General features: G+C 68.8%; 14 protein-coding genes and 2 pseudogenes. 6 read left to right on the top strand and 10 right to left on the bottom strand.

Features of this window, described 5'->3' with window-relative positions; genetic code table 11:
* Nucleotides 1-18 precede the first annotated feature (18 nt).
* The 3 genes and pseudogenes from ACZZ93_RS15845 to ACZZ93_RS15835 all read right to left on the bottom strand — a co-directional run bounded on the left by ACZZ93_RS15845 (nt 19) and on the right by ACZZ93_RS15835 (nt 3,841).
* Entirely contained in the window at nt 19-645 is a 627-nt protein-coding gene (locus tag ACZZ93_RS15845) for a TetR/AcrR family transcriptional regulator (RefSeq protein ID WP_056279772.1), read from the bottom strand.
* Nucleotides 646-681: 36 nt separating this feature from the next.
* A complete protein-coding gene (locus ACZZ93_RS15840; protein ID WP_056279770.1) occupies nt 682-2,235 on the bottom strand; it encodes a glucoamylase family protein in 1,554 nt (517 codons plus the stop codon).
* Between the two features lie 155 nt (nt 2,236-2,390).
* Nucleotides 2,391-3,841 (bottom strand): annotated as a pseudogene (locus ACZZ93_RS15835) (helix-turn-helix domain-containing protein).
* A gap of 136 nt (nt 3,842-3,977) precedes the next feature.
* Between ACZZ93_RS15835 and aceA the strand changes: the two are divergent.
* The 3 genes from aceA to ACZZ93_RS15820 all read left to right on the top strand — a co-directional run bounded on the left by aceA (nt 3,978) and on the right by ACZZ93_RS15820 (nt 7,541).
* Nucleotides 3,978-5,303: an isocitrate lyase gene (gene aceA / locus ACZZ93_RS15830; protein WP_056279769.1), complete on the top strand. Its 1,326-nt coding sequence runs from the start codon at nt 3,978-3,980 to the stop codon at nt 5,301-5,303.
* A 24-nt stretch (nt 5,304-5,327) separates the two neighbouring features.
* A complete protein-coding gene (gene aceB / locus ACZZ93_RS15825) occupies nt 5,328-6,995 on the top strand; it encodes a malate synthase A (protein ID WP_463511545.1) in 1,668 nt (555 codons plus the stop codon).
* Nucleotides 6,996-7,106: 111 nt separating this feature from the next.
* Nucleotides 7,107-7,541, top strand: a complete 435-nt coding sequence (locus ACZZ93_RS15820; protein ID WP_463511544.1) for a hypothetical protein — start codon at nt 7,107-7,109, stop codon at nt 7,539-7,541.
* A 453-nt stretch (nt 7,542-7,994) separates the two neighbouring features.
* On the opposite strand, the gene ACZZ93_RS15815 is transcribed toward ACZZ93_RS15820, so the two are convergent.
* Nucleotides 7,995-9,065 carry a helix-turn-helix domain-containing protein gene (locus ACZZ93_RS15815; RefSeq protein ID WP_463499581.1) on the bottom strand — a complete coding sequence of 357 codons (1,071 nt, stop codon included), beginning with the start codon at nt 9,063-9,065 and terminating at the stop codon, nt 7,995-7,997.
* 145 nt (nt 9,066-9,210) lie between these two features.
* Entirely contained in the window at nt 9,211-9,720 is a 510-nt protein-coding gene (locus ACZZ93_RS15810; RefSeq protein ID WP_053097462.1) for an Lrp/AsnC family transcriptional regulator, read from the bottom strand.
* A 115-nt stretch (nt 9,721-9,835) separates the two neighbouring features.
* Here ACZZ93_RS15810 and ald point away from each other — a divergent pair.
* Together ald and ACZZ93_RS15800 are read left to right on the top strand one after the other, a co-directional pair.
* Nucleotides 9,836-10,929, top strand: a pseudogene (gene ald / locus ACZZ93_RS15805) (alanine dehydrogenase).
* An 86-nt stretch (nt 10,930-11,015) separates the two neighbouring features.
* Nucleotides 11,016-12,215: a pyridoxal phosphate-dependent aminotransferase gene (locus ACZZ93_RS15800; protein WP_463511543.1), complete on the top strand. Its 1,200-nt coding sequence runs from the start codon at nt 11,016-11,018 to the stop codon at nt 12,213-12,215.
* Nucleotides 12,216-12,233: 18 nt separating this feature from the next.
* On the opposite strand, the gene ACZZ93_RS15795 is transcribed toward ACZZ93_RS15800, so the two are convergent.
* The 5 genes from ACZZ93_RS15795 to ACZZ93_RS15775 form a co-directional block, all read right to left on the bottom strand.
* Nucleotides 12,234-12,635 carry a VOC family protein gene (locus ACZZ93_RS15795; RefSeq protein WP_463511542.1) on the bottom strand — a complete coding sequence of 134 codons (402 nt, stop codon included), beginning with the start codon at nt 12,633-12,635 and terminating at the stop codon, nt 12,234-12,236.
* A gap of 62 nt (nt 12,636-12,697) precedes the next feature.
* Nucleotides 12,698-13,840 (bottom strand): UDP-N-acetylmuramate dehydrogenase, encoded by a 1,143-nt coding sequence (locus tag ACZZ93_RS15790; protein ID WP_463511541.1) that lies wholly within the window; start codon nt 13,838-13,840, stop codon nt 12,698-12,700.
* Nucleotides 13,840-14,238 carry a MaoC/PaaZ C-terminal domain-containing protein gene (locus ACZZ93_RS15785; RefSeq protein ID WP_056279756.1) on the bottom strand — a complete coding sequence of 133 codons (399 nt, stop codon included), beginning with the start codon at nt 14,236-14,238 and terminating at the stop codon, nt 13,840-13,842. The genes ACZZ93_RS15790 and ACZZ93_RS15785 overlap by 1 nt, the downstream gene beginning before the upstream one ends.
* The gene (locus ACZZ93_RS15780) at nt 14,238-14,693 is read right to left on the bottom strand and encodes an FAS1-like dehydratase domain-containing protein (RefSeq protein ID WP_056279753.1); all 456 of its coding nucleotides are present in this window, start codon (nt 14,691-14,693) and stop codon (nt 14,238-14,240) included. Before ACZZ93_RS15780 ends, ACZZ93_RS15785 begins: the two co-directional genes overlap by 1 nt.
* A 60-nt stretch (nt 14,694-14,753) precedes the next feature.
* On the bottom strand, nt 14,754-15,554 hold the full coding sequence (locus ACZZ93_RS15775) for a sulfite exporter TauE/SafE family protein (protein ID WP_463511540.1): 801 nt from the start codon (nt 15,552-15,554) through the stop codon (nt 14,754-14,756).
* Nucleotides 15,555-15,687: 133 nt separating this feature from the next.
* On the opposite strand from ACZZ93_RS15775, the gene ACZZ93_RS15770 reads away from it, so the two are divergent.
* Nucleotides 15,688-17,259: an AMP-binding protein gene (locus tag ACZZ93_RS15770; protein ID WP_463511539.1), complete on the top strand. Its 1,572-nt coding sequence runs from the start codon at nt 15,688-15,690 to the stop codon at nt 17,257-17,259.
* Nucleotides 17,260-17,318 lie beyond the last annotated feature (59 nt).

Raw genomic sequence — 17,318 nt, 5'->3', positions numbered from 1 at the left:
CCGCCATCCGCGCGCCCTTCAGTCGGGCCGTCGTTCAGCGGGGTGAAGGTAGCGGCCGACGAACTCCTCGAAGAGCGGGACCATGTCGACGGAATCGTCGAGGAGCCACTGGAGCTGGATGCCGTCCATGACCGCGCTGATCAGCCGGGCCGCCCGAGCGGGGTCGATGTCCTCGCGCACCTCTCCGTCGGCCTGACCTCGCCGCAGGATCTCTTCTGCGGCCACGGCGCGCTCGCGGTATCGGGCGGCGAAGTCGGCGTGCGACGGGTGGCCGGGGTCTGTGGCCTCCGCCGAGACGATCGCGTAGAGGGCGGTGAGACCCCGCGAGGTCTGGTTGTGCGCGACGACGCGCGTGGCCTGTTCGATCAGGGTGTGCTCGGCAGGGTCGCCCGCCGCCTCTCGCACCTTCTCGTCACGTTGGTGGAGCACCTCGGCGAAGAGCTCCTCCTTGCCCGCGAAATGGTGCAGCAGGCCGGTCGGCGTCACGCCGACGCGCTTCGCGATCTCCCGCAGGGATCCACCGTGGAATCCCGTGCGGGAGAACACCGCGAGCGCTTCGTCGACGATCGCCTGCCTGCGCGCCTGGCCGGTGGCGTAGGGACCGCGGGGCCGTCGCGCCGCCATCGGCTGCTCATCCGTGCTCATGCGCCCGTCCTGTCTCTCGGCGCGAAAGCGCGGACCTCAGCCGTGGTGGCCGTTCCCCGTTCCCCACGACGAGCCGAACACCTGCTGCCGCATGGCGGGCCGCAGGCGCTGCTCCATGTCGCGATCCACGAAGTAGTCCTTGAGTGTATCTTTCGTGAGCTCGTTGCCGATCGCGGCCATGATCATCGACTGGTCGAGCGACAGGTAGCGCTCGGCGATCGTGCCGCTCTTCACCGCCACCGCGTCGAAGAACCCGCCGGGGCCGTAGGCGCCGAGGTCCGTCTCGATGCCGCGCAGGTTGTCGAGCGCGCCCGTGCGATCGTACGGAAGCGCCAGGAACGCGGCGTGCGGCGTCACGACCCCGTCACCGAACTCCGGAGCGGGATCGGTCCCCGTGGTGCATCCGGGCCTGTCGATGTCGACGTCGGTCTTCTCCGCGTCCGAGGTGTACCCGTCCGCCCGCATCCCGGCTACGTCGACCCCGTACTCCGCGTACCCGCCGAACGGGTCGCTCGCGGGCGAGAAGCCCCAATAGCCGTATCCGGCCTCGTCCAGCCCGTGCTGCTTCTGCACGGCGACGGTGATCGGGTGGTTGAGCTTCCACGAACGCGGACCCCACGTGGTCTCCGGCACGAGCAGGTCGGGCATCAGCGACTCGAACATGCTGCCGCCCCAGCTCGGCACGAACGACATCCCGTCATATGCGTAGGCGCCCTCCCACACCTCGACGCCGTCATAGGTGCGGTACTCGCCCTGAGGGAGCTGCTCCTGCCACGCCCAGTCGCACCCGGGAGGCATCGTGCGATGCGTGCCGTACAGGGCCGTGGCCGGGATCTGACCGTTCGCGATGCCGAGGTAGGTCGCGATGCGGCTCTCGCTCACGGTCGTGTCGTAGTGGTGGCACGTGTAGAACGCGGTGTCCCCCGAGCCGTTGTACATCGGCGCCTCGACGCTGCAGTCCGGCGGAGCCGCATCCCAGAAGCCCCCGCGGTTCGTGCCTGCAGGGAGTCCTGCCGCGCCTTCGGGGTCGAAGAACGCCGCGAAGTCCATGGAGTCGTACAGCGCGTCCGCCTGCTGCGCGAGGTCGGGCTCCGCTTCGCGGACGATGCGCAGTGCGGCGGCGAGCCACCCGTTGTCGACCGTGCTGAGGAACGGGTGCACCGGGTCTCCCGAGTCGGGCCATGTCGTGAGCTTCTCGCCGGTCGTCGGCGAGTACCAGTTGTAGAACATGCCGCTGGCGTCGTTGCGCTCGAGGGTTCCGAGCGTCTCCAGCGTCGTCGACATGCGATCGCGCGCCTCCTCGTCGCTGATGACTCCGAGGTCGCGAGCCGTGACCGTCGACCACAGGTATCCGCCGATGTTCGTCGGCGAGGTGTAGGCGCTCGGCGTCTCGAGGTCGCCGCTCACGTTGTCGGCGGGAAGGCCGGTCTCCTCATCGGTCATCGCGTCGAGGGAGTGCCAGGTGTCCACCGCCCAGCGGTTCAGGTCACCGGTGCCGGGGCGTCCACCGCCGGCCGTCGCGGGCCCGGCGACCGTCAGGCCCGCAGTCACGAGTCCGATCGTCGCCAGCGTGCTCATCCATCGCTTCATCGTGTCTCCTCATCGAGAACGGCGCCGCCGAGCGCGGCGCTCCGACCTGCGAAAACCTAACACGTGTTCGTTGTTCGCTCAACCCCCTCCTCGTGACAGGAAGGCGACCGGAATCGACGGCGCGTGCGGGCGCTCAGCGCGGCGCGTACGGGCGCTCAGCGCGGCGCGTGCGCCTCGAGGAATTCGTACACATCCGTCGTGTCGACGCCCGGGAAGGCCCCGGTCGGCAGTGTGGCGAGCAGAGTGCGCGGGGTCCTGACGTTCGGCCAGGAGTTCTCACGCCACCGCCCTTCGAGGTCGGCGGGCGCCCGCCGGCAGCACACCTCGACCGAGTGCTTCGAGACTCCGCGATGCGGGGTGTCGCGCCCGACGAACCACTTCGTGTCGTCGAATCGCACGCCGACGCTGACCGAGTGCAGTCCCTCACTCGACGCCTCGACGCGGGCCGTGCACCAGTAGGTGCCGTTGCCCGTGTCCGTGTACTGGTAGTACGGGTTGAAGCGGTCGTCCTCGTCGAACACCACGCGGCTGGTCCATCGGCGGCAGCACATCTGCCCCTCGATCGATCCGAGGCGATCGGTCGGGAAGTTCACGTCATCGTTCTCGTACGCCTTCGTGATCGTGCCCGACTCGTGCACCTTGAGGAAGTGCACGGGGATGTCGAGGTGGCGCGTCGCGAGGTTCGTGAATCGGTGCGCAGCGGTCTCGTACGACACCGAGTACGCGTCGCGCAGATCCTCGATCGAGATCGCCCTGCGCGTCTTCGCATCCTTCAGCGCCGGCACGACGTGGGCCTCCGGCACCAGCAGCGCCCCGGTGAGGTAGTTCGTCTCGACGCGCTGGCGCAGGAACTCGGCATAGCTGCGCGGCTCGGAGTGACCGAGGATGCGGCTGGACAGCGCCTGCAGCACCGCGGTCCGTGCGTCGCCCTTGGCCGGGACGCTGCTCGAGAGGTACAGACGTCCGTTCGCGAGGTCGGCGACGCTGCGGGTGGTCTGCGGCAGGTCCGGGGCGTAGTGCAGGGTGAATCCGAGGTACGCGGCGATCTCGGAGGCAGTCCGCTGGGTGAGGGTCCGCCAGGGTGCCCGACCGCCGCGAGGATCTCCGCCGCCTTCGTCTCGAGATCGGCGAAGTGGTTGTCCTGCCGCCGCATGAGGTGGCGGAGCTCGACGTTCGCGCGCCTGGCCTCCTCGGGAGTGGCCGCGCGCTCATCCTTGAGCCGGTCGATCTCGCCGTGCAGTGCGAGCAGGGCCTTGAGCGCGTCCGTCGGCATGCTCTTCGCGATCCGGAAGGGCTCGATGCCGAGAGCCTGGAAGGTCTGCCCCTTCATGGCCCGTTCGAGGGCGATCTCGATCGCACTGCGTTCATCGAGCGGCTCGCCCTCGAGCAGCGCGTCGATCGTGACGCCGAGAGCGCGCGCGATCGACTGCAGCTGCGTGAGCTTGGGCTCGCGCTTGCCCGTCTCGATCATCGACATCTGGCTGGGCGCTCGATCGACCGCCGCCGCGAGGTCGTCGAGGGTCATCCCGCGCGCCGTGCGCAGCTGACGGATGCGGCGTCCGATCGTGAGGGCGTCGGCGTCTTCTTCGACCGCTGGAGTGCTCATGCGGCCGATTCTGTCACAGAAACAGAATTTCGGCTGATCTTCACTCCCCAATCGGCCATCGAAGGGTGCGAACTTCACACACAGTGGAAACACGCCACCCGGCTTCACGATCCGGGCATCCAACGGAGGAGACACCATGACGAACACCGCCCAGAACCACACCCCTCGCCCCGCAGGGCTGCGCGCCGGGGACCAGGTTCAGACGGCCGCCGAGCTCCGGGAGATCTGGGAGACGGATCCCCGCTGGGACGGCGTCGAGCGCACGTACACGGCAGAGGACGTCATCCGCGTCCGCGGCTCGGTCCGCGAGGACGCGACGCTCGCGCACCGCGGAGCCGAGAACCTGTGGAACCTGCTGCACACCGAGGACTACGTCCGGGCACTGGGCGCCTACACAGGCGGGCAGGCGGTGCAGCAGGTGCGGGCGGGCCTCAAGGCCATCTACCTCTCGGGCTGGCAGGTCGCGGCCGACGGCAACCTCGCCGGTCAGACCTACCCCGACCAGTCGCTGTACCCCGCCAACTCGGTGCCCGCGGTCGTGCGTCGCATCAACAACGCGCTGATCCGTCAGGACCAGCTCGAGCACGCCGAGGGCGACGTCACGCAGGACTGGCTCGCGCCGATCGTCGCCGACGCCGAGGCGGGCTTCGGAGGACCGCTCAACGCCTACGAGCTCGCGCAGTCGCTGATCCAGGCCGGTGCCGCAGCCATCCACTGGGAGGACCAGCTCGCGAGCGAGAAGAAGTGCGGCCACCTCGGCGGAAAGGTGCTCGTGCCGACGCAGCAGCACATCCGCACCCTGAACGCCGCGCGTCTCGCCGCCGACGTGGCCGGAGTCCCGACGGTGATCATCGCCAGGACGGATGCTCTCGCGGCCGACCTGCTCACCAGCGATGTCGACGAGCGCGACCAGCAGTTCACCACCGGCGAGCGCACGACCGAGGGCTTCTACCGCATCCGCCCCGGCATCGAGTCGGTCATCAGCCGAGGCCTCGCCTTCGCGCCGTACGCCGATCTGCTGTGGGTCGAGACGGGAGAACCCGACATCGAGCTGGCACGTGAGTTCGCCGCCGCGATCCATGCCGAGTTCCCGGGCAAGCTGCTCGCCTACAACTGCTCACCGAGCTTCAACTGGAAGCGCCACCTGTCGGACGCCGAGATCGCGACGTTCCAGCAGGAGCTGGCTGACCTGGGCTACAAGTTCCAGTTCATCACACTCGCCGGCTTCCACGCCCTGAACCACTCGATGTTCGACCTCGCCCGTGGCTACGCCGAACGCGCCATGAGCGCGTACGTCGAGCTGCAGGAGGCCGAGTTCGCCGCGGAGGCGAACGGCTACACCGCCACCAAGCACCAGCGCGAGGCGGGCACCGGCTACTTCGACGTCATCTCGACCGCGCTCAACCCCGACAGCGCGACCCTCGCACTCGCCGGCTCCACCGAAGCCGCGCAGTTCCACTGAGCCACTTGTGAAGGACACACGATCATGACCACTCCCACCGCTCCCCCGACCACCAGCCCGAACACGGCTCCGATCCAGACCACGCAGCAGGGTCCGGCGATCGCGGTCACCGGTCCGCTCCGCGACCGCTACGACGAGATCCTCACCCCCGAGGCGATCGCGTTCCTCACCGAGCTGCACCACCGGTTCGCCTCGCGCCGCCACGATCGGCTCGCCGATCGGATGCGCCGTCGGTTCGAGATCGGCAACGGCCACGACCCGCGCTTCCGCGACGACACCGCGCACATCCGCGCGGATGCCGACTGGCGGGTCGCAGGCGCGGGGCCGGGTCTCGAGGACCGCCGCGTCGAGATCACGGGTCCGACCGACCCGAAGATGACGATCAACGCACTGAACTCGGGTGCTCGCGTGTGGCTCGCCGACCAGGAGGATGCCACGAGTCCGACCTGGAAGAACGTCGTCGAGGGGCAGCTGTCGCTGCGCGACGCGATCCGCGGCGAGCTGTCCTTCCGCTCCCCCGAAGGCAAGGAGTACCACGTCACCGCCGAGCGCACACCGACGATCGTGATGCGTCCGCGTGGCTGGCATCTGCCGGAGAAGCACCTGCAGTTCACCGACCGCGCGGGGCGCCGCACGGCGGCATCCGGCTCGCTCGTCGACTTCGGCCTGTACTTCTTCCACAACGCGCAGGAGCTCATCGCGAACGGTCGGGGCCCCTACTTCTACATCGCGAAGATCGAGTCGAGCGAGGAGGCGAAGCTGTGGGACGACGTGTTCTCCTTCAGCGAGGAGTACATCGGCATCCCGCACGGCACCGTCCGCGCGACCGTGCTGATCGAGACCCTGCCCGCGGCCTTCGAGATGGACGAGATCCTCTACGAGCTGCGCGACCACTGCGCGGGTCTCAACGCCGGGCGCTGGGACTACATCTTCTCGATCATCAAGAACTACCGCGGCCGCGGCGCGCGTTTCGTGCTCCCCGACCGCAGTGAGGTCACGATGACGGTGCCGTTCATGCGGGCGTACACCGAGCTGCTCGTGCAGACCTGCCACAAGCGGGGCGCCTACGCGATCGGCGGCATGAGCGCCTTCATCCCGAACCGCCGCGACCCCGAGGTGACCGAGCGGGCGATCGAGAAGGTCTCCGCCGACAAGAAGCGCGAGGCCGGCGACGGCTTCGACGGCACGTGGGTCGCGCACCCCGATCTGATCCCCACAGCGCTGGCGGAGTTCGACGCCGTGCTCGGCGACCACCCGAACCAGGTCGGCCGCCAGCGCCCCGAGGTCATGGTGACCGCGTCGCAGCTGCTCGACCTGCACATCGGGCGGCCGATCACCGCGCAGGGCGTGCGCGACAACGTGTCGGTGGCGATCCGCTACCTCGAGGCATGGCTGCGAGGGCTCGGCGCCGTGGCGATCGACAACCTGATGGAGGATGCCGCGACGGCGGAGATCAGCCGTTCGCAGGTGTGGCAGTGGATCCACCAGGACCGCTCCACCGAGGACGGCACCGCGATCACCGCCGACTACGTCGAGAGCCTGATCGCGGAGATCCTCGGCGAGGTCGACCGGCACGACGGCGACAGGTTCGACGATGCCGCCTCGGTGTTCCGCGACGTCGCCCTGCAGGAGGAGTTCCCGGCGTTCCTCACGCTCGGCGCCTACAGCAGGTTCCTCGTCGAGGAGGCCTGAGACTCTGACGAGGAGCCCCTCGGATGCCGCCATCGGCAGCCGAGGGGCTCCTCGTGCGTGATGCGGAGGACCGCCGGAGCCCGCCGTCGCCGGCGGGCGTAGCCTGAGAACATGAGCGACGTGTGGTCCGACATCTCGTCCGAGTTCCTTCACCTCTACCCGCGAGGGCGCCGACTGATCGCGGTCGCCGGAGCGGATGCCGAGCGCTCGCGTCGAGCGGCGGACGACCTCGCGACGGCGCTGACCGCCGCCGGGCAGCACGTCGAGCGTGCGCACAGCGCGGATGCCGATGAAGCGGCGTTGCGCGGCGACGTGATCGCTCCATTCCGCGCCGGCTCCGATCCGGCGACGGTCCTGATCGTCTCGGGCCCGGCAGCGCTGCTCAGCCCGACGGCGAGGGGCCTCTGGAACTTCATCGTGTGGCAGCTCGCCGGTGATGAGTCCCCGCACTCGATCGCCGGCGCGATCGTCGACGTGACGGACCCGGCGGCTCCGACGCGGCGTTTCGCCGACTACTGCGCGCTGCCTTCCTCGTTCGGCGCGTGACACCGAGGGGGATTCGCGGGTGCCCCGGTCTCCCCTGACCGAAGCACCCGCACGTCCACCCGCGCCCTCGCGCAGGTGGTCCGTCATGCCCGACGCTTTCGCGCCTGTCCCCCGAACTTCCGGACGGGCGATCCCGCCGCGTCCGGAAGCCGTGACGGCCGATGCGCCAGGAGCGGAGCTCCGTCGCGATCTGCCGTCATGGCCCGCCTGGGGACACGGGCAGGTTCAGGTTAGGAGCGGCTCCGACGATCCGGAAGCGCCGCAGGACGTTGCGTCACCCGGTGCGCTCGGCCCGGCACGCAGAACCCGCGTTGGCACCAGATTCGCGATCATGTGTCACTCTCTGTCGGGGTCGGCGAAGCAGCCGGACAGCACACGGCAGGCCCGCGCGGGCGCGCGCGTCGGTCCGCGACGGACAGCCCCGACCGGGTCGGCCCGATGGGCCGGCCTCGGTCAGGCGGTCGGGGCGGACTGCTCGTCGCTGAGCAGCATCGCCTCGGCGAGACGCGGCGGCTGCGTGCGGGCCGCGAGGCGGAAGGCACTGGGACTGTGCCCCACGTGCCGGGAGAACTGGGCCCGAAGCGCGGACGCGTCGGCGAAACCGGAGCGGGCTGCGACCGCCGCAAGGTCCTGCGGGGGCGTCGACAGCAGCTCTTCGCGCGCCGTCACGAGACGCCGACGCAGCAAGCGGTTCGCGGGGCTCTCGTCGGCACCTTCATACAGGCGGAACAGCTGGCGACGGCTGACGTGCAGGTCGGCGGCGAGCTCTGCGATGCCGAATGCCGGATCACGATGCCGCCGCTCGATGATGCGCCCCGCCTCCGCGCGGAACTCACTCGTCCGGCTGGTCTCGCCGTCGCCGGGGAACTGTCGGAAGAGCCCTCGCACGAGCGCGATCAGCGCCGCCTCGGTGCCGGCGAGCGCCCCCTGACCCTGATCCGGATCCTGCGCCCACTCGAACAGCATCCGCGCGAGCGAGGCTCCCGCTGCCCGGGTGAGTGGGGTGTCCGGGAACATGTCGGCCCCTCGAGCGAGGACGTGCCGATAGCCGGGGAGGGCCGCCACGGGAACGACGACCCCGGTCGAGTTGGTGACCCCGAACTGCTCGACGGCCGATGGGCCCAGGCTCGACATGAAGCCGACGCGGCCGACGCCCATCGCCTGCACCCCCGCCGCGGTGTTCAGGCGCTGCCCGCCCTGCTGCACCATCCCGACGATGATGATGTCCTCGTCCTCGGCGATCGCTCGCTCGTAGCTCACGGTGTGCGCCGTCTCGAGGGTGCTGTAGAGCATGGTCGAGCCGATGGACCTGCGAAGCAGCGCCGCCTCGAACGCATCCGGGTCGTCGGCCTTCATCGCGCCGAAGTTCGACAGCTGCAGCATGCCGATTCGACCGTCGAGGCGAATGACCTGCTCGGAGAACCACGAGGGAAACGCGAGCGTCTCGGCGCCTCCGATCGATGACGACCACAGTCCGCCCGAAAGCCGGGCGAGCCAGCCGGCCAACTCCGCGTCGTCGATCATTCGCCCCATCGCAACCCCCAGCGGAAGCCCGCCGCGTGCGCATCGGCTGCTCCGTCCCCGCCCTCACCCTAGGTTCGCGCCAGGAGCCATGCAATATACGTTGCGTGCGCCCGCGACAGCGGCGCGCCGCCAGCCGTTTTGCGGGTCAGCGGAACGACGCAGCCACCGAGTTGCGGTGGTAGTCGAACACGATGCTGGTCCTGGTCGAGGCGACGCTGCTCTGGGCCGAGAGATGCTCGAGCACGAACTCGCGCATCTCCGATGAGTCGGCCACCGCGATGTGCAGGAGGAAGTCGTCGTCCCCGCCGAGGAAGAAGACCTGGATCACCTGCGGCAGGGCGCGCACACGGTCGGCGAACTCGACGATGCTCTCGCGCCGAGCGCTCGGTCGAAGGCTCACTCCGATGATGGCCTGCAGGCCGGCGCCCAGCTTCCGCTCGTCGACGCTGGCATGGAAGCCGCTGATGACTCCGCGTTCGACGAGTGCGCGCAGACGCGCGTGCGCGGTCGACGGCGCGACTCCGAGGTGACCCGCGAGCTCGGCGTTCGTCATCCGACCGTCCGCGCTCAGCAGCTGTACGATCCTCGCATCGATCGCGTCGAGCGCCGGCGCCCGAAGGGTATTCGGCTGAGGGGTTTCGGGTGACGTCTCCATACGAACGATTATGCAGGAATCAGCCGAAGCGCGAATCTTCTTCAGGCATTCTGTCGAATGATCGAAGTTTCTGCGATTCTGAAATGCACTCACGCAACCGTCACTTGGAGGATCAATGAAGATCGGCGTGCCGACCGAGGTCAAGAACAACGAGAACCGCACCGCGCTCACCCCGCAGGCGCAGACCGTCTGGTGCACGAGGGCCACCGCGTGCTCGTACAGTCCGGAGCGGGCGTCGGTTCAGGCATCTCCGATGAGGCCTACCGGATAGCCGGTGCCGAGATCGTCGACACCGCCGAGGAGACCTGGGGCGAGGCGGAGCTGCTCATCAAGGTCAAGGAGCCGATCGCCCAGGAGTACGGGTTCCTGCGCTCGGATCTCACCCTCTTCACCTACCTGCATCTCGCCGCCGACCGGGCGCTGACCACGGCGCTCGTCGACGCGGGCACCACCGCCGTCGCCTACGAGACGGTGCAGCTGCCCGACCGCAGCCTCCCTCTGCTCGTGCCGATGAGCGAGATCGCGGGGCGCCTGTCCGTGACGATGGGGTCATACTCCCTCATGCGATCCGCAGGAGGACGGGGCGTGCTCATGGGAGGCATCGCGGGCGCACCGCGCGCCAAGACCGTCGTGATCGGCGGCGGTGTCGCCGGTGAGCACGCGGCCGCGAACGCGCTCGGGCTCGGATCACAGGTGACCGTCATCGACATCTCGCTGCCGCGACTCCGCGAGCTCGAGCACCGCTACGGCGGTGCTCTGCAGACTCGCGCGTCGAGCCGGTACGACATCGCCGAAGAGCTCGCGACGGCCGACCTGGTCATCGGATCCGTGCTCATCCCCGGGGCTGCGGCGCCGAAGCTCGTGACCGACGACATGGTCGCGACCATGAAGCCCGGATCCGTGCTGGTCGACATCGCCATCGACCAGGGCGGATGCTTCGAAGGCTCGCGCCCCACGACGCACGACGACCCGACGTTCGCAGTGCACGACTCCATCTACTACTGCGTCGCGAACATGCCGGGCGCAGTGCCCGAGACGGCCACGCGCGCACTGACCAACGCCACGCTCCCCTATGTCTCGGCGATCGCCGGCAAGGGGTGGGAGCGTGCAGCAGCCGACGACGCCGCACTGGCCCGGGGCCTCAACGTCCAGGGCGGCCGCATCACCCTGGATGCCGTTGCGCGCGCGCACGGCATGCACACCGCCTGAGCGGAGAGCATCAGCACGAAAGAACCGTGATTCTTGACGACCATTCACTCGTCATCGGCGAGGTCGACCCGGGTACGCTCGTAGTCGTGACCGAACGCGCTCCTCTCTCCCGCAAGCTCTCCGCCATCGCCGAATCCGCGACCCTCAAGGTCGACGCCAAGGCCAAGGCGCTCAAGGCCGAAGGCAAGCCGATCATCTCGTACGCCGCCGGCGAGCCCGATTTCGCGACCCCGCAGTTCATCGTCGACGCGGCCGCCGAGGCGCTCGCCGATCCCGCCAGCTACCGGTACACCCCGGCTCCGGGCCTGCCCGCGCTGCGCGAGGCGATCGCCGCGAAGACGCTGCGTGACTCCGGCCTCGAGGTCTCGCCGAGCCAGGTCATCGTGACCAACGGCGGCAAGCAGTCGGTCTACCAGGCGTTCCAGGCCGTGGTGAACCCGGGAGACGAAGTGCTTCTGCCTGCGCCGTACTGGACGACCTACCCCGAGGCGATCCGTCTTGCGGACGGCACGCCGGTCGAGGTCTTCGCGGGCGCCGATCAGGACTACAAGGTCACCGTCGACCAGCTCGAGGCTGTTCGCACCGAGCGCACGACCGCGCTCGTGTTCGTGTCGCCCTCCAACCCCACCGGGTCCGTGTACACGGCCGAGGAGACGGCGGCGATCGGCGAGTGGGCACTCGAGCACGGCATCTGGGTCATCTCCGACGAGATCTACCAGAACCTCACCTATGAGGGCGTCAAGGCGACCTCCATCGTCGAGGCCGTGCCCGCGGTGGCGGGGCAGACGATCCTCGTCAACGGCGTCGCGAAGACCTACGCCATGACCGGCTGGCGCGTGGGCTGGATGGTCGGACCGGCGGATGCCATCAAGGTCGCCGCGAACCTGCAGTCCCACCTGTCGAGCAACGTCAACAACGTCGCACAGAAGGCGGCGATCGCTGCCCTCAACGGGCCCCAGACCGAAGCCGAGCAGTTCCGCGAGGCGTTCGACCGCCGCCGCCGCCTCATCGTGTCCGAACTGTCGAAGATCGACGGACTCGTGGTGCCGAACCCGCTGGGCGCCTTCTACGTCTACCCCGACGTGCAGGGTCTGCTCGGACGCACGTGGGGCGGCAAGACGCCGACGACCTCGCTCGAGCTCGCCGACCTCATCCTCGAGCAGGCCGAGGTGGCCGTCGTCCCGGGCGAGGCATTCGGTCCCTCCGGGTACATCCGCATGTCGTACGCGCTCGGCGACGACCAGCTCCTCGAGGGTGTGCAGCGACTGCAGCGTCTGTTCGCCTGAGGCCGGTCTGCGACGAGATCACTCCTCGTCGTGGAAGCCGATCAGCCAGCGGATGCCGTAGCGGTCGGTGACGGTGCCGTCGTAGTCGCCCCACACGCGCTTCTGCAGGGCGTCGGTCACTCGGCCGTGCTCTGACAGCCGGTCGAACCAGCTCGTCAGCGTCGACGCCTCGGCGGTGCCGAGCAGAGAGAGGAACATCCCGCTCATCTGCACGGCATCGTCGTCCGCGCCGGCATCCGCTCCCGCCAGTTCGACCGGTCCTGAGAGCTGCCCGTGGGCGACCGCATCGGCCGGACCGTCTGCACGACCCGCACTGGCATAGTCGACGAGCTGAAGCTCTCCTCCGAAGACGTCACGGTAGTGCTCCAGCGCTTCGGCCGCGTTTCCGGGAAACAGCAGGTACGGGATCAGTCCGCTCATGCCGCGAGTGTACGGCGAACGGGCGACGTTGTCAGGCGGGCGCGGGCTCGCTGCGTCGCGACTCAGAGCTCGACGCCGAGCAGCACGGGCTCCGGCTGCAGCACGAGACCGAACTCCGAATGGACGCGGCTCTGGATGAATCGTGCGAGCTCGGAGACCTCGGCCGCTGTCGCCCCGCCCCGGTTGGTGAGGGCGAGCGCGTGCTTCGTCGAGACCGAGGCGCGCGAGCGCGGCAGCTTGAACCCCTTGCGGATTCCGGCCTGCTCGATCAGCCACGCTGCGCTCACCTTGACGTCGGGGGCCTCCGGCTTGGCGGGAGGGACATACCCGTCGTACGAGGCGAGCGGGATCACCGTGACGGCATCCAGATCCGGGGTCACCGGCCACCGCGGGCACTCGGGCGGCAGAGCACGGGCCACGACCTCCGGCACGATCGCATTCTGGAAGAACGAGCCGACGCCATGGGTGTCCGGATCGTTCTCGTCGAGCAGCATCCCCTTCGAGGCGCGGGTGGCGAGGATCCGCTCGCGCACCCAGGTCAGCGGCACCGGGGCGTCGGAGTCCAGACCCAGCGCCCTCCTGAGCTGCTCGCCGCGCACCACGCGCTCGTCAGCGACGAGAAGGTCGACCGTGACCGACAGGATGACGGCCCGACGCTGCGGCACGCTGCCGTAGTGATGCTTGAGCACGGAGGTGCGGAAACCGAGCCCCAGTTCGGATGCCGGCACCACCGACACCTCGCCGGTGGCCTCGTCGATCAGCTCGACCTCGACCAGGGTCTCCTGGATCTCCTGCCCGTACGCCCCGATGTTCTGCACGGGTGAGGCGCCGACGGTGCCCGGGATGCCGCTCATCGCCTCGAGACCGGCGTAACCGTGCTCGACCGCATAGGCGACGAGATCGTCCCAGCCATGCCCCGCCTGCACACGCAGCCTGATGCGTCCCGCGTGCGGCGAGGGCAGCTCCTCGATGCCGCGGGTGAGGACGCGGATGACCGTCCCCTCGAACGACTCGTCGCCGATGAACAGGTTGGATCCTCCGCCCAGCACGAACCACTCGTCGCCGCGTGACCAGACATCGGTGAGCGCGTCGATCAGCTCCGCCGTGGTCGATGCCTCGAGCATGCGCTCCGGGGCGCCTCCCGTGCGCAGGGTCGTGAGAGTCGCGAGCCTCAGCGGCTCGACCTCGTGCACAGCGCCACCCATCAGGAGGCGACGCGCAGCTGCGCCTTGACGAGGACCGTCGTCTCAGCGAACGTGACCTTGAGATCGATCCGAGTCGACTCGTCGTCGACGGCACCGACGGTCGCGATGACGTGGAGGTCCGCTCCCTCGGTCGGGTGCACCACGACCGGCTTGGTGAAGCGCACGCCGTAGTCGAGAATCCGCGTTCCCGGTTCGAGAGCCGCGACGACCACCGACGACGCGATGCCCATCGTGAGCATGCCGTGCGCGAGCACTCCCGGCAGACCCACCTCGGCGGCGATGTCGTCCCGGTAGTGGATCGGATTGAAGTCACCCGATGCTCCTGCGTACCGCACGAGCGATTCGCGGGTGAGATGGACGGTGCGCTCCGCGACGACGTCTCCGACAGCGAACGGCATCACTCGGCTCCTTCTTCCGCGCCGACCAGCAGCACGCTGGTGGCGGTGACGACGTGCTCGCCGTCGGCATCCGTGATCTCGGCCGCGCTGGTGATCATGGCGTTGCCGCCCATCATGCGGATGCCGGTCACGCGCAGTCGACCTGTGAGCTCGTCACCTGCGACGATGGGGCGCGAGTACGCGAACTTCTGCTCGGCGTGGATCGTGCGCGCCAGGACGATGCCGGAGTCCGGTTCAGCGAGGAGCTGCTGGAGAGTGTGGTCCTGGATGACCATCGCGAACGTCGGGGGCGCGACGACGTCGGCGAAACCGGCTGCGCGAGCCGCCTCGACGTCGGTGTGCTGCGGTGCATCGGCGAAGACGGCACGCGCGAACTCACGCACCTTCTCACGGCCGACGAGGTAGGGGGACGTCGGCGGGAACTCCCGGCCGACCAGATCTTGGTTGACTGCCACCCCTCGATCCTACTTTCTCGGTCATGGGGCACGGTGCCCGTAAGCCGGAACTAAGGGCGTTCAGTCCTTCTTCTTGCGCCCCTGGATCGCCTTCATCGCCATCTGCACCGCGATCACCACGAGGTATGCCGCGAACAGCATGTTGCCCACCGTGGGGTCGATCAGGGTCGCCAGCCAGGCTCCGAGCGCGGTGGTCGTGCAGGCGGAGACCCCGACGATCGCCGCGGCAACGAGATCGACGTTGTGATTGCGCAGGTTGCCGATGGTGCCCGAGATCGCGGTCGGGATCATCATGAGCAGCGACGTGCCCTTGGCCACGAGGTCGCTCGTACCGAATGCGAGCATCAGCACGGGCACCACGATCACGCCCCCGCCCACACCGATCAGACCGGCGAGGACTCCGGTGCCGACTCCGACCGCGAGCAGCGCGAGCCCGTTGAGCAGCTCCAGCTCGAACTCGGCGTCGCGCGAAGGGACCACCAGGAACAGGCTCACGATCACGATCACCAGGAAGCCGACGAAGAACCAGCGCAGCACCGTCTGCGAGATCTTCGGCAGCAGCCGCGTGCCGATCTGCGCACCCACCACGGCGCCTGCCGCCAGGATGAGAGCGGGGATCCACGCCACCGATCCGTTGATCGCGTAGGAGATCACGCCCACCGTCGCCGTCGGGACGATCGCGGCGAGCGACGTGCCGGCGCCGAGACGCTGATTGAAATGCAGGAAAAGCACGAGCAGCGGAACGATCACCGTGCCGCCGCCGACACCGAAGAGGCCGGAGAGGAGGCCTGCGATCAGGCCGATTCCGATGAATGCCGTATAGGCGCGAGGCCCTCTGGTCAGGGTCTCTGCATCGCTCACCGGATCAGCCTACTCTCCGCCGCACCGGCACCTCGGTCATGTGTCCTCCATGCCCCTGGGACCCGGTCTCCTCCTGTGCGACACTGGATCGCATCAGACGGCGTTGTCGATGACCCGGATCGAAGGAGATCTCATGGTGCGCAGTTCCTATCCCGATGTCGAGATCCCCGCGGTCTCGATCCACCAGTTCCTCTTCGGAGACGTCGAGGAAGACCGTCTCGACGCGGTCGCCCTCGTCGACGGAGTCAGCGGCGCCACCACGACCTACCGTCAGCTGATCGCCCAGATCGACCTCTTCGCGGGCGCGCTCGCAGCGCGAGGGGTGGACGTCGGGACGAAGGTCGGGGTCCTCTGTCCCAACATCCCCGCCTTCGCGACGGTCTTTCACGGCATCCTGCGGGCAGGAGCGACGGCGACCACGATCAACTCCCTGTACACGGCCGAGGAGATCGCGAACCAGCTGACCGATGCCGAGGCGACGTGGCTGATCACCGTCTCGCCGCTGCTGCCGGGCGCGAAGGCCGCCGCGGACGCCGTCGGACTCGCCGACGACCATGTGATCGTCCTCGACGGCGCCGAGGGGCATCCGTCGCTGCCTGCCCTGCTCGGCGAGGGTCGCCCCGCTCCCGAAGTGAGCTTCGACCCGGCGACGCATCTCGCCGTACTCCCCTACTCCTCGGGCACGACCGGGCGGCCCAAGGGCGTCATGCTGACCCACCGCAACCTGATCGCGAACGTCAGCCAGTGCCGATCGACGATCTCTCTCCGTCACGACGACCGAGTACTCGCCGTCCTGCCGTTCTTCCACATCTACGGGATGACGGTGCTGCTGAACTTCGCGCTGCGCCAGCGCGCGGCTCTGGTCACGATGCCGAAGTTCGATCTGACGGAGTTCCTCCGGGTCGTGCAGGAGCACCGGACGAGCTGGGTCTTCATCGCGCCGCCGATCGCCGTCGCGCTCGCGAAGCATCCGCTCATCGATCAGTACGACACCTCCGCGATCAAGGTCATCTTCTCGGGGGCTGCTCCGCTCGACGGCGCTCTCGCATCCGCGGTGGCCGATCGGCTGGGGTGCACGGTCTGTCAGGGTTACGGAATGACGGAGACGAGCCCTGTCACGCACGCGATCCCGTACGACCGCCCTGACATCGACCGCTCGTCCGTGGGGATGCTGCTCGCGAACACGGAGGCGCGTCTCGTCGCGGAGGACGGCTCCGATGTCACTGCGCCGGCCGAGGGCGCAAGCGACCCCGGCGAGCTCCTGATCCGCGGTCCCCAGGTGATGGCCGGATACCTCAACCGGCCGGATGCGACGGCCGAGATGCTCGACAGCGACGGCTGGCTTCACACCGGCGACGTGGCGACGGTGACGCACGACGGCATCTTCCGGATCGTCGACCGTCTCAAGGAGCTCATCAAGTACAAGGGCTACCAGGTCGCGCCGGCCGTGCTCGAGGCGGTCCTGCTCGAGCATCCGGCCATCGCCGATGCGGCCGTGATCGGCGTGCCCGACGCGGATGGGCAGGAGGTGCCCAAGGCGTTCGTGGTCGCGCAGCAGGGAACAGACCTCGACGCGGATGCGGTGATGGCGCACGTCGCCGCCCATGTCGCGCCTCATGAGAAGGTGAGGCAGGTCGAGTTCATCGACGCCATTCCCAAGTCGGCATCCGGCAAGATCCTGCGCAAGGATCTGCGCGCACGCTGAGTCCAGGCGCCGGATACACGAAGAAGCCCGCCGTCCCTCACGGGGCGGCGGGCTTCTTC

It is taken from the genome of Microbacterium sp. AC026, from assembly GCF_979258475.1.
The sequence above is the reverse complement of the archived record's forward strand: the minus strand, read 5'-3'. Positions and strand labels throughout refer to the sequence as shown.